Annotated in this window: 15 protein-coding genes; 2 read left to right on the forward strand and 13 right to left on the reverse strand. The window is 41.2% G+C overall.

Going from position 1 to position 12,524, the window contains the following annotated elements; all coding sequences use genetic code 11:
• Position 1: 1 nt before the first annotated feature.
• The 8 genes from B7703_RS05815 to B7703_RS05850 all read right to left on the reverse strand — a co-directional run bounded on the left by B7703_RS05815 (position 2) and on the right by B7703_RS05850 (position 5,795).
• A complete protein-coding gene (locus B7703_RS05815; protein ID WP_070478453.1) occupies positions 2–739 on the reverse strand; it encodes an acyl-[acyl-carrier-protein] thioesterase in 738 nt (245 codons plus the stop codon).
• Positions 740–743: 4 nt separating this feature from the next.
• Positions 744–1,874, reverse strand: a complete 1,131-nt coding sequence (hemW, locus tag B7703_RS05820) for a radical SAM family heme chaperone HemW (RefSeq protein WP_020903167.1) — start codon at positions 1,872–1,874, stop codon at positions 744–746.
• An 83-nt stretch (positions 1,875–1,957) separates the two neighbouring features.
• The gene (locus tag B7703_RS05825; protein ID WP_000517384.1) at positions 1,958–2,347 is read right to left on the reverse strand and encodes a YtxH domain-containing protein; all 390 of its coding nucleotides are present in this window, start codon (positions 2,345–2,347) and stop codon (positions 1,958–1,960) included.
• A gap of 15 nt (positions 2,348–2,362) precedes the next feature.
• Positions 2,363–2,746, reverse strand: coding sequence for a DUF948 domain-containing protein (locus B7703_RS05830; protein WP_000895044.1), 384 nt, complete (start codon positions 2,744–2,746; stop codon positions 2,363–2,365).
• Positions 2,747–3,535 carry a prolipoprotein diacylglyceryl transferase gene (lgt, locus tag B7703_RS05835; RefSeq protein ID WP_000886651.1) on the reverse strand — a complete coding sequence of 263 codons (789 nt, stop codon included), beginning with the start codon at positions 3,533–3,535 and terminating at the stop codon, positions 2,747–2,749.
• Positions 3,528–4,463: an HPr(Ser) kinase/phosphatase gene (hprK, locus tag B7703_RS05840; protein ID WP_000115152.1), complete on the reverse strand. Its 936-nt coding sequence runs from the start codon at positions 4,461–4,463 to the stop codon at positions 3,528–3,530. The genes lgt and hprK overlap by 8 nt, the downstream gene beginning before the upstream one ends.
• Positions 4,464–4,747: 284 nt before the next feature.
• Positions 4,748–4,924: a 30S ribosomal protein S21 gene (gene rpsU / locus B7703_RS05845; protein ID WP_000048054.1), complete on the reverse strand. Its 177-nt coding sequence runs from the start codon at positions 4,922–4,924 to the stop codon at positions 4,748–4,750.
• Between the two features lie 163 nt (positions 4,925–5,087).
• The gene (locus tag B7703_RS05850) at positions 5,088–5,795 is read right to left on the reverse strand and encodes a glucosamine-6-phosphate deaminase (RefSeq protein ID WP_049502191.1); all 708 of its coding nucleotides are present in this window, start codon (positions 5,793–5,795) and stop codon (positions 5,088–5,090) included.
• A 150-nt stretch (positions 5,796–5,945) separates the two neighbouring features.
• Here B7703_RS05850 and queA point away from each other — a divergent pair, with 150 nt between their 5' ends.
• Positions 5,946–6,974, forward strand: a complete 1,029-nt coding sequence (gene queA, locus B7703_RS05855; RefSeq protein ID WP_020901527.1) for a tRNA preQ1(34) S-adenosylmethionine ribosyltransferase-isomerase QueA — start codon at positions 5,946–5,948, stop codon at positions 6,972–6,974.
• Between the two features lie 79 nt (positions 6,975–7,053).
• Here the strand turns inward: queA and B7703_RS05860 are convergent, their stop codons facing one another.
• From B7703_RS05860 to mnmL, 5 genes are all read right to left on the reverse strand, one after another.
• Positions 7,054–7,914: a YihY/virulence factor BrkB family protein gene (locus tag B7703_RS05860; protein ID WP_084923997.1), complete on the reverse strand. Its 861-nt coding sequence runs from the start codon at positions 7,912–7,914 to the stop codon at positions 7,054–7,056.
• A gap of 179 nt (positions 7,915–8,093) precedes the next feature.
• A complete protein-coding gene (locus B7703_RS05870) occupies positions 8,094–10,148 on the reverse strand; it encodes a cation:proton antiporter (protein WP_084924000.1) in 2,055 nt (684 codons plus the stop codon).
• Between the two features lie 11 nt (positions 10,149–10,159).
• Complete coding sequence (locus tag B7703_RS05875) at positions 10,160–10,414, reverse strand: hypothetical protein (RefSeq protein ID WP_000361085.1); 255 nt, start codon at positions 10,412–10,414, stop codon at positions 10,160–10,162.
• Entirely contained in the window at positions 10,407–10,964 is a 558-nt protein-coding gene (mnmM, locus tag B7703_RS05880) for a tRNA 5-(aminomethyl)-2-thiouridylate-methyltransferase MnmM (protein WP_084924002.1), read from the reverse strand. Before mnmM ends, B7703_RS05875 begins: the two co-directional genes overlap by 8 nt.
• Positions 10,948–11,904, reverse strand: coding sequence for a tRNA modification radical SAM protein MnmL/YtqA (mnmL, locus tag B7703_RS05885; RefSeq protein WP_084924175.1), 957 nt, complete (start codon positions 11,902–11,904; stop codon positions 10,948–10,950). The genes mnmM and mnmL overlap by 17 nt, the downstream gene beginning before the upstream one ends.
• 91 nt (positions 11,905–11,995) lie before the next feature.
• Here mnmL and B7703_RS05890 point away from each other — a divergent pair, with 91 nt between their 5' ends.
• Positions 11,996–12,352 (forward strand): DUF3397 family protein, encoded by a 357-nt coding sequence (locus tag B7703_RS05890; RefSeq protein WP_000525400.1) that lies wholly within the window; start codon positions 11,996–11,998, stop codon positions 12,350–12,352.
• Positions 12,353–12,524: the final 172 nt, after the last annotated feature.

The raw sequence follows: 12,524 nt of genomic DNA on the forward strand, positions 1-12,524 counted from the left end.
CCTAATCCTTCTTCATTTCTTGCCAAGTGATGATAGCTTGGGCATTGGTAGCACCGTCGCTTGTAATCTCATGTTTGCTTTCCAGTCCAGACCGTTCAACAGCCGATGTAATCACCCCACCTGGTCGAACTTCCTTTACATACTTGAGGTTGATTTTCTTGGGAATATACTGGGTCAAAAAATCTGCTCCCATCACTTCAAAAATCCAGTCCAAGTATTTACTGTTATTGACATGACCATTCATATCCAAATCGTAAAAACGAACATGGTAATCCTTGCTAATTGGCTCGTTCAAGGACTCATACTTTGGTCCACGGATGATCTTTTTATCAAAATCAGACTGGTAAGGAGCCACAATCTCAGGTTCGACAGCATGGACTTTTCGACTATCTCGATCCATGAGAACAAAGGTCGCCATCATGTGGATGAGTTCCCATCCCTCTTCATCATAAATAGTAAAGCGACGGTAGCAAAAAAGTCGATTGTAGCTCAAAGCTTCCGTTTCGATGGTAATTTCTTCCGCAAAGCGAGGCAAACGAACCACCTCAATATCGTATTCTGTGATAATCCAGACCAGATTATAGTCTTCCAAAATGGCCTTATCACTAACTCCTAACTCAATCGACTGCATCCCTGAAACTTGCAGGGATAGCAAAATCACATCTGGAAGCTTGATATGACCGTTCATATCAGCCATATCAAAAGGAATTTTCATTTTCATTTGATAAGTTAAGCCCATCATCCTACTCCAAAATAAATCGTTCTGCTACAGTGTCTCCTAAAAAGAGACCTCTCTTTGTCATGCGCACGCGGTCACCCTCTATTTGCATGAGACCTTGTTGAACCAAGTCCTTGACAATTTCTCCATAAAGTCCATCAAAAGATCTTCCAAATTTTTCCTCAAATCGCGCCATGGAGACTCCTGATTTCTTGCGAAGCCCCAGGAACATTTCTTCTTCCATTTGCTCCTTTTGACTCAGGTGCTCTTCTGTGATGCGCGCATTGCCTTCCTCAACCGCATTTAGATAATGACGAATGGGACCATGATTCTTATAGCGCACCCCATTGACATAACCAGATGCCCCAGCACCGATGCCATAGTATTCAGCATTGTCCCAGTACATGAGGTTGTGGCGACTTTCAAAACCAGGCTTTGAGAAATTGGAAATCTCATAATGCTCAAAACCAGCTCGCTCCAGCTCTGCAATGATGTACTCAAACATCTCAGCTTCCAGTTCCTCCTTAGGCAGAGGCAATTTCCCTCGTCGCATACGGTTCATAAAGACCGTATGATTTTCCAAAATCAAGCTATACAAACTCATATGGGGAATATCCAGCCCAATGGCCTTAGCCACATTTTCCTTGACCTGCTCCATGGTCTGGCCAGGCAGCGCATAAATCAAATCAATGGAGATGTTGTCAAAACCAGCCAGTTTCAGGCGGTCGATATTTTCATAAATATCCTTCTCCAAATGACTGCGCCCAATCTTTTTCAGCATTTTGTCGTCAAAGGTTTGCACACCTAGCGAAACACGATTGACAGCCGAGTTTTTCAAAACAGCTATCTTATCTGCATCCAAGTCGCCTGGATTGGCTTCAATGGTCAACTCTTCTAAGAAAGACAAGTCCAAGTTTTTAGTCAAGCCCTTCAATAACACCTCCAGTTGAGAAGCTGACAAAGCTGTCGGTGTGCCACCACCGATATAGAGGGTTCTCAACTTTTGAATATCATAAGATTGAAACTCTTCTAACAGATGTTCCAAATAACTATCTACCGGCTGATTCTTGATAAAAACTTTTGAAAAGTCACAATAATAACAAATCTGGGTACAAAACGGGATGTGCACATAGGCTGACGTTGGTTTTTTCTGCATAGTAATTATTATACCACAAAGACCGGCTACGAGAAAAAAAACACCATCCCCAGATACATAGTCCGTCCAGAGATGGTGATGGTTTATTCTTCTGTTATGTCAATAACAATCTCTTCTGATTCATCAAGAGTTTCAGCCTTTTCTTGCCATTGCTCCTTGAGATTATTGAATTGATCTTTTGATGCTTCTGTCGCTTGACGAACACATGATTTGGCTTGAGAAAGGACACTGTCCACAGTGATTTCACCTGACTCAACCTGTTCTTTAGTTTTAAGAACAAAATCTGTAGCCTGCTCCTTGACTTCTGTCAGTTTTTCACAGACCTGCTCCTTGGCATACTCAGGATCTTCTCTCAAATCATCTAGAAAATCTTGAGCCTGACTGCAAACTTGTTTGCCCTTGTCGCTTGTTAAAAACAAGGCGAGAGCTGCACCTGAAACGGTTCCTAAAAGGATTGAGGATAGTTTACCCATAAGAATTCTCCTTTTTTATTTTTTGAAAAATTTACTTGCTACACGAAGAGCTGACAAACTTGCACCAGTCTTAAGTGTTTTTGAACCAGCTGAAGAAGCTTTCTTGCTCAAGACACGCGCATGGTCATTGAGGTCTGAAACAGATAGAGATAAATCTGCCACTGCACTAAAGAGTGGATCAATCGTTGCCACCTTGACATTGATATCATCTGCCAAGACATTGACCTTAGCCAGCAATTCATTGGTATGATGCAAGGTCACATCCACATCTGAAGTCAAGGTTTTAATCGTCTTCTCTGTTTCATCGATAACACGTCCAAGCTTTTGTACAGTAATGATTAAATACACTAAAAATACAATCAAAGCAAGGGCTACAAGAATATATGCAACTTCTAACATTTAGTTTTCCTCCTCTGAAATATAGTAAGGGGCCTTCTTTCGATTTTGATATAGAATGATAAAAATACCAAGACCGATAAGGACAACTGATAGCCATTGAGACACTCGAAGACCAAAGAACATGAGACTATCTGTCCGCATACCTTCGATGACCATACGACCGAAACCATACCAAATCAAATAGAAAGCAGTGATATGACCTCGTCTAAGACTCTTCCATTTTCGTCTGAATATCAGAATCAAGGCAAATCCAAGTAGATTCCATAAAGACTCATAAAGGAAGGTCGGCTGACGGTAGCTCCCCTCAATATACATCTGGTCACGGATAAAGCCAGGTAGATAATCCAGATTATCCACTGCTGCACCATAAGCTTCTTGGTTAAAGAAATTGCCCCAGCGCCCCAAACTTTGGGCAATCATGACGCTAGGCGCCGCAATATCTAGAAAATCCCAAGTATTGATGAGTTTACGATCAGCAAAAATATAGAGTACAAGAGCCCCAGTTATCAAACCACCGTAAATGGCCAAACCACCATTCCAAATGGCAAAAATTTCTCCCAAGTTCTGACTATAGTAATCAAAACGGAAAATGACATAGTAGAGACGAGCTCCTAAAATAGCCAGAGGAAAGGCTATCAAGATAAAATCTAAAATATCGTCTGGTATAATTTTCTTTCTAGGCGCTTCTTTCATGGTCAAATAAACCGCAAGAATCAAGCCTGTCACAATACACAAGGCATACCAACGAATGGCTAGAGGGCCTAGATGAATAGCAATTGGATCAAGCATTAGGCACCTCGTTTTGAGCAATAAGATTTGTCAAGCGTTCTTCGAACAAACGCGTCGCATCAAAGCCCATTTCCTTGGCACGATAATTCATGGCAGCAGCCTCAATCACGACAGAGATATTACGACCTGTTTTAACTGGAATGCGGATACGAGGAATGCCTACGCCAGAAATTTCTATTTCCTCTGCATTGTTTCCAAGGCGATCAAAGGTCTTATGCGTATCATAATTTTCCAAGTAAACAGCCAGCTGGACTTGTGAAGAATCCTTGACCGCACTCGCACCGTAGAGGCTCATAACATCGATAATCCCAACCCCACGAATTTCAATCAAGTGTTTCAAGATTTCAGCTGGTTCACCCCAAAGAGTAATCTCATCCTTGGCAAAGATATCGACACGGTCATCAGCTACCAAGCGGTGACCACGTTTGACAAGCTCTAGACCCGTCTCGCTCTTACCGATGCCACTATCGCCCTGAATCAAGACACCCATACCATAGATATCCATCAAGACACCGTGCACACTGGTCCGTTCTGCTAAACGTGAATCCAGATAACTAGATAACTCTCCAGATAAACGACTGGTTGCTGTACGACTGGTTAAAATGGCAATCTTACATTCTCTGGCTGCCTTTAACATTTCCTCCGGAACCACCAAACCACGGGCAACAATAACCGCAGGTGTCTCAGGTAGAAACATTTTTTTCAAGACTTGGTAACGGTTGTGAGAGGACATCGAAACGAGATAGGACCACTCCTTCATTCCCAAGAGCTGGATTCGCTCTGGAGTGTAGTAGTCAAAATAGCCTGTCATTTCAAGACCAGGTCGCGTAATGTCCGCGGTATTAATTTCCTTTTCAAGTAATTCTGGTTCGCCATAGACAATGTCTAGTCTAAGCTTTTCAATCACTTCTTTTACTAAAACCGACATCATTTCCTCCTTCAATCGAGTTCTTTTTACTATTATATCAAATTGTCCTTAGAAGTTTCAGATTTTTGCAGGCTTTGAAGTATTTATTTATACTCAATGAAAATCAAAGAGCAAACTAGGAAACTAGCCGCAGGTTGCTCAAAACACTGTTTTGAGGTAACAGATAAGACTGACGAAGTCAGTTACATATACCTACGGCAAGGCGACGTTGACGTGGTTTGAATTTGATTTTCGAAGAGTATTAAAAGAAAAAAGACTAGATTTCTCCAGCCTTTCATTTCTAATTAGAATTTTTTACGTTTACGAGCTGCTTCTGATTTACGTTTACGTTTTACAGAAGGTTTTTCATAGAATTCACGTTTGCGTGTTTCTTGAAGAGTACCAGCTTTAGTAACCGCACGTTTGAAACGACGAAGTGCGTCGTCAAGAGATTCATTCTTACGTACTACTGTTTTAGACATTTTTTTCACTCCCTTCAAGTTCAAGATCTATTCTATTTTACACGTAAAAGGAATAATTGTCAAGAAAAAATCCGGTTTAATTTTGATTTTTTCTTCCATTTATACAAGTTATACAAGTCTTGAAAGAATCAATTAAATAGAGAAACTGAAAGAGTTCATTTTTTTATTTTTCTAACAAGCTGAGCGCTTCAGCATCTGCAATGATGGTCACATCAGGGTGATTTTGGAGGCTACTTGCTGGTAGGTTCTCAGTCACTGGGCCAGACACTGTTCCTGCAATGGCTTCTGCTTTCGACTCACCATAAGCAAATAGAAGGATTGACTTGGCATCCAAGATATTTTTAATCCCCATTGAAATGGCTTGGGTTGGGACGTCTTCAATCTTGTCAAAGAAACGTGCGTTTGCTTCGATAGTAGACTTGTCAAGTTCTACAAGGTGAGTTTGACTGTCAAATGGAGTACCGGGTTCATTAAATCCGATATGTCCATTGCGACCGATTCCCAAGATTTGGAGGTCAACTGGATGGTCAGCCAAAATTTGGTTGTAGCGTTCAACTTCAGCTTCAGCATTGTCCTTAACCCCACGAGGCAAGAAACTTTCTTTAAATGGTTTTTGGTTAAACAAGTTTTCTTGCATGAAGTAACGGTAAGACTGTGGATTGTCTCCATCAAGCCCTACATACTCATCAAGGTTGACACTGGTTAGATTTGAAAAATCAAGGTCACTCTCAACAATTTCCTTGTAAAATTCAAGTGGGCTACTTCCTGTCGCAAGTCCTAGGGTTTGAGCTCCATTGGCTAATTTTTCCTTCAAAATCTCAAAAGCAACTTTTCCACCTTCGATTTGGTTTTCAACTTTAATAACTTTCATCTTTTTATCCTCCGTTTCAATCTATATTTATTATATGGTATAGACCAATTTTTGTCAAGTGAAAACGATTTAATTTTCAAAAAAAGAGCGTCCAAACTTGAAACATGTTATAATGGATAAGATTAGAACTTAGAAAGAATGAACAGATATATGAATACAGCTGATTTTGATTTCCACTTACCCGAGGAATTGATTGCCCAAACGCCCCTTGAAAAACGGGACGCTTCTAAACTCCTCATTGTCAATCGTGAGACGGGAGAAATGCAGGATAAACACTTCCACTCTATTATTGATATGCTGGAACCTGGTGATGCCCTTGTTATGAACGATACCCGTGTTCTCCCTGCCCGCCTCTATGGTCAAAAGGAAGAAACTGGAGGTCATGTGGAACTGCTCCTACTCAAAAACATTAGTGGCGATGAGTGGGAAGTTCTGGCTAAACCTGCCAAACGCCTCAAGATTGGTACTCGTGTCAGCTTTGGTGATGGTCGCCTCAGCGCTGTCGTTACGGAAGAATTGACTCACGGGGGCCGCATTGTCCGCTTTGAATACCAAGGAATTTTCCTAGAAGTTTTGGAAAGTCTGGGAGAAATGCCACTACCACCCTATATTCATGAAAAACTGGATGACCGTGAACGCTATCAAACTGTTTACGCCAAGGAAAGTGGCTCTGCTGCAGCACCAACTGCTGGACTACACTTCACTAAAGAACTGCTAGCAGAAATCCAAGCTAAGGGTGTTCATCTAGTCTATCTGACTCTTCATGTCGGACTAGGAACCTTTAGACCCGTTTCAGTTGACAATCTGGACGAACACGAAATGCACTCAGAATTCTACCAGCTTTCTGAGGAAGCGGCTGCCACTCTTCGCTCTGTTAAGGAAAATGGGGGGCGTGTCATCGCTGTCGGAACCACTTCTATACGCACTTTGGAGACTATTGGTTCCAAGTTTGATGGGCAAATCCAAGCAGATTCTGGCTGGACCAATATCTTTATCAAACCTGGGTATGAGTGGAAGGTCGTGGATGCCTTCTCAACCAACTTCCACCTGCCAAAATCAACTCTGGTCATGTTGGTTTCTGCCTTTGCCGGCCGTGAATTAGTCTTAGACGCTTATCACCATGCCATTCAAGAACACTACCGCTTCTTCAGTTTTGGCGATGCCATGTTTATCTATTAATTTATATAATCAAAAAACGCATATTATCAAGGTTTTATAAAGCCTGATAGTATGCGTTTTGTAATGGATAAAAAATGAGTTAATTTATTCTAAAGCTCGTATCTTTCAAGCTCTGGACACTGGCATTGATCACCGCGCCGATAATCAAAATCTTAGCGATGAGAATAAACCAGAACATCATGACCACCACGACGACGGAACTGAAAAAACGGACGTCCACTAGGTGATTGACATAATTGTTGACATAGACTGAAAAGATATTGAGCAGGAAGAGCAGAGTCAACAAGACAAAGGCACTACCTGGCAATACAGAGCGAATCCGTCGGACCTTAACATTAGGCAGGAAATAATAAAGCATGACCAAGATTGCAAAAATCAAGGCATAGACCAAGGGGCCTGTTAGATCTTGCAGATAATCAAAGAGAGGACTATCTGATTTCCAGTAACTTTTGATAAGGTTGAGAAGCATGCGACCAAAGACACTCAGAAAAAGAGCTAAGGCAAAGAGAATCTGCAGACCAAAACTGACAAACAAACTCATGAGTTGATGAGAAATCATCCCACGATTTTTAGCTACTCCGTAAGCTTTATTAAAGGCTTTCTGTAGGAAATTCATGGATTTTGAAAAGGTCCAGAGGGCTGACAAAACCGCAAAACTCAATAAGCCTGTTGAAGGTTGCGTTAGCACTTCTGTGATAATCTTTGCAACCACATCATACATGGTATCGGGCAAAAATTCATTGACAACCTTTAAAAAATTAGAAACTGGAATCTGAAAATAAGGGAGGATATTAACCACCACCAAAAGAAGTGGAAAAATCGAAATCAACCAATAGTAGGCTACTGCGACACTGGTCAACTCACTATCTGATGCTTGATAATAATGCAAAAAAGCTTTTAATAAAGGCTTATCTATCAGCTCTTTCCACCACTTCTTCATGTCACACTCCTTCACTTACAATCTTATACTCAATGAAAATCAAAGAGCAAACTAGGAAGCTAGCCGCAGGTTGCTCAAAGCACTGCTTTGAGGTTGTAGATGAAACTGACGAAGTCAGTAACCATACCTACAGTAAGGCGACGCTGACGTGGTTTGAAGAGATTTTCGAAGAGTATTAACTAATTTCTTCTTACCAATTCCACCATATCATAAGGCAGGGTATTGGCAGCTTCCTTCAGAGAATAGTTCTCTAAGTTATTCACATTTTGCCGTAACTTCTTGGCATACTTGGTCGTAATCAATCGTTTTTCTTCGTATTCGAAAATCAACTTGCGCTCCAGATAATAGCCTCTCAGCATTTCATCAATATTGTTGGGTTTGACACGATTGATAACCCGTTCGACAAAGGCACCACTGGTGATAATAGCTGTTTCTCGGAGACGAGAATCCTGCATAAAGCTGATTAAAGAACTCTTATAAACCCCTTTTAGGTTCTCCAAACTTTCGATAATCATCTCTGTATTTTCTAGATAGAGCTCTGCAATTTGGTCATAGTCAAGAGCTCTGAGTTTCTGTGATTCTTCATTTTTCCAACTGCGAAAAGTCTTTCCAAGAGTAAAGACTTCGTGAAGGAGAAAACGTAAAATCCGCAAGGAAACAAGGAAATAATAGGTCAATCGTGAAGCAAACTTGCGATTGATACTTTGTTCCATGTTTTTCAAATAACGTTGGTAAACTCGATAGGCACGCTCACTCATCTTGTCTTCTTCGTAAGCCTGTTCTAAACCATCACTTTCAATACTGAGGATGAGAAGTTTCAAGGCCTCCCAGTCTTCTTGAGCCCCCTTATTTTCTTGACTCAAGATAAGATTCTCTATTCGTCCATGGTAATTGTCAATGGCTGCATAGAGAGGGAGCTTATTTCTGGTATCTTCCAACTCTTTTTCCAACTCTATCGTTACTTCATTCAAAATGGCGATATGCATGAGATAGTCCTTACTTTCTTCCTGTTCATCAGAAAGATGAGGCAAGACTACGAGACCTGTTAAAAAGCTTACAAGCGTCACACCTGCGACAAGGAAAAGCAAGAGAGGATACTCCTGTTCTAGATTACTTGGTATCAGAAGGATCGTAGCAATCGACACGGTTCCCTTGACACCTGAGAAGGTCAAAAGAAGCATGTCCTTCATATACTTATTTAGCTTTTTCTTGAGACGTCTAGTCCTATAGGCATAATAGCCATAAATCATGACAAAACGAATGGCAAAGAGGACAAATGTAAGGGCTATAAGAGATACCAATAAAAGTAAGGAATTATAGATTGGATTGGTCAAGATAGGTTCTGCTATCATTTCCAGCTCCATCCCTAAAATCACAAAGACAGAACCGTTGAGCATAAAGTTCACTGTATGCCAGACCGTCTCGGTCACCGTATCCACTTGGGCTTCGAGGAGCGTAATTTTCTTAAAACGGCTTGCCTTTAAAATCCCAGCAACCACAACGGCAATAATCCCTGAAACGTGGACTTCTTCTGCCAGGAAGAAGGTTACCAAGGGCAAACTCAATTCTAATAAAAGTTCACTAGCAATATCCGTTGCTCTCACACTTAGCAAGAAGCTATGGAGGAAACGGTTGGTCATGGCTGTTAAAAAGCCAATTAAAAAACCGCCTAGGATTGAAAAGATGAGCGAACTACTCGCTTGGCCAAGGGAAAAGGCTCCAGTTGTCCAAGCTGTCAAAGCTACCTGAAAGGCAACCAAGCCAGAAGCATCATTCAAAAGTCCTTCACCTTTAAGGATATTGGACACGCGCTTAGGAAAGCTAAACCGCTCCGAAAGAGAGGCAAAGGCCACCAAATCCGTAGGGCCAAGGGCTGCCCCAACAGCCAAGCAAGCCGCCAAGGGAAGACTGAGCCAAAGAAGATGGGCCAAGCCACCCAAACTCAGGGTCGAGATGAAAATCACTGGAAATATGAGATAAACAATGATTCGCCAGTGTTTTAAAATAGCTGTAATGTCCGCTTCTTCCGACTCTCGGAAAAGCAAGGGCCCGATAACCAGAGCCAAAAACAACTCCGTATTGAGATGAAAGTCAGTATTGGGTAAAAAGAGACCAATCACAATTCCCAAAAGAATTTGCACCAAAGGGAGAGGCAAAAAGGGCAGGAGTTTATTGGTTGTACTCGAGACAATCAAGACCAGTAAAAATAGGATGAGGTAAATCAGTAATTCCACGCACTTCCTCCTTAATCTTTTTTACAACAAGATTCAAATATCTCCTTCTGCTCTTTGATTTTTTGGTCAATCTTGGAACAATCCTTGTGCTCAATTTTTCTCTGGCACCGTTCCATTTCAAGAGCAACTAATTTTTTCTTGATTTTAAGCATTTTTTTGCTCATGTGTGCTTGATCTAACACCCCCACCGCTCGTTCGTGGTGGGTTGATTCAACAAAATTCTGGCGCATGGCATCCAGCTTTTCACGTAGGTATTGTTTATCCATGTCTATATCTCTCTAATTTTTCAATCATTACTAAAAATGGTGGGTTGTTGACTTGGTTTAAAGTTCGGTAAATGGCAGCTGTGTACTCTTGTTGATTCAACTGGCTAACAAAATCCAAAACAGCATCCCTCTCTAGGTCGCCTCCTTCATGACCATAGTAGATCATGATAGCAATCCGTCCCCCTTTGACAAGCAAATGACACAGCTTTTCTAATGCTTCAATCGTTGTCTGAGGTCTGGTGATGACAGACTTATCAGCTGACGGCAGATAGCCCAGATTAAAAATCCCTGCCTTGGCTTCTGTTACAAACTGGTCCAGTGTCTCATGACCTTGCAAGATTAACTGGGCATTTGTCATTCCAGCTTGGTCCAAACGCTCTTGGGTCTTTTCCAAGGCTTGCTCCTGAATATCAAAGGCATAAACTTTCTTGGCTAGCTTGGCTAGGAAAAGCGTGTCATGACCATTTCCCATGGTCGCATCCACTACGATATCGTCCTGAGTTACTACCTCAGCCAAAAAATCATGTGCCGTTTCAAGTGGTCTTTTCATTTTCAAACTCCTGTTTTACAGCCTTGCATCCTTGAACGCTTCCACGACGTCGCATCTCCATCTCAATACTATTTAGAACTTCCCATTTATTGAGGCTCCACATAGGCCCAATCAGCATATCTCTAGGTGCATCTCCTGTAATTCGATGGATGACAATATGCTTGGGAATGATTTCCAGTTGGTCACAGATGACCTTGACATATTCGTCCTGGCTCATCAATTGTAAACGTCCCTCATGGTAATCTCGCTGCATACGAGTATTTGTCATAAGATGGAGCAAATGCAGTTTAATCCCTTGAATATCGTTATCCGTGATACAGCGGCGGACATTTTCAATCATCATCTCATGGGTTTCACCAGGCAAGCCATTGATCAAATGAGAAACAATCTCAATCTTGGGATACTTTCTCAAACGCTTGACCGTTTCCACGTACAACTCATAGGAGTGGGCACGGTTAATCAGATCAGAGGTTGCTTCATAAGTGGTCTGCAAACCCAATTCAACCGTCACATGCATTCGCTCCGATAACTCAGCCAAATACTCGATAGTTTCGTCTGGTAAACAATCTGGGCGCGTTCCAATATTGATTCCTACTACACCTGGCTCATTGATAGCCTGCTCATAGCGCTCTCGGATGACTTCCACCTTTTCATGGGTGTTGGTAAAATTTTGAAAATAGACCAGATACTTCTGCACATCTGGCCACTTGCGGTGCATAAAGTCAATTTCCTTATAAAATTGTTCACGGATAGGCGCGTCCGGTGCTACGATAGCATCTCCAGAACCTGAAACCGTACAAAAAGTACAACCTCCATGAGCCACAGTCCCATCACGATTGGGACAGTCAAACCCCGCATCAATAGGGACTTTAAAGGTCTTTTCTCCAAAGAGTTTTCGATAATAATCATTCAAGGTATTATAAGATTTCATAACTTTCATTATAGCAAAAAACATTCACAATCTCAAAAGCCTGACTTTCCTATAAATTCCTCTGTTTCTCGTTTCCATTAGCGATTTTTTATGATACAATATGGGTATGATTTTAATGAAATTAGCATCTATTTTATTATTGATACTGACCTTAGTAGTCTGCATTATCATAACCAAACTTTTTAGATTAAAAAAACTAGGACGAAACTTTGCGGATTTGGCTTTTCCAGTCTTGGTATTTGAATATTACCTTATTACAGCTAAAACCTTTACCCATAATTTCCTCCCTAGACTAGGCCTAGCCCTCTCACTCCTAGCCATTATTCTCGTTTTTTTCTTCCTTTTGAAAAAACGCAGCTTTTACTATCCTAAATTCATCAAATTCTTCTGGCGTGCAGGATTCTTATTAACCCTTGTCATGTATATCGAGATGATTGTTGAATTGATGGCCCTCTAGCTGAATCTTATATGAGACATAAAAAATAAAGGATTTAACCCTTTTGACTTGGGTAAATCCTTTTTTCTTGTTTAAAAATCGTTTGAGCAGAGCGTTTCCAAGCGAGACTTCACTTGTCTCGCTTGGGAACACTGCACAGAATAAATCTTATGAGAAAGTTACATTCCTCAAA

The sequence above is a fragment of the Streptococcus mitis genome (assembly GCF_002096735.1).
GTDB lineage: Bacteria > Bacillota > Bacilli > Lactobacillales > Streptococcaceae > Streptococcus > Streptococcus mitis_CZ.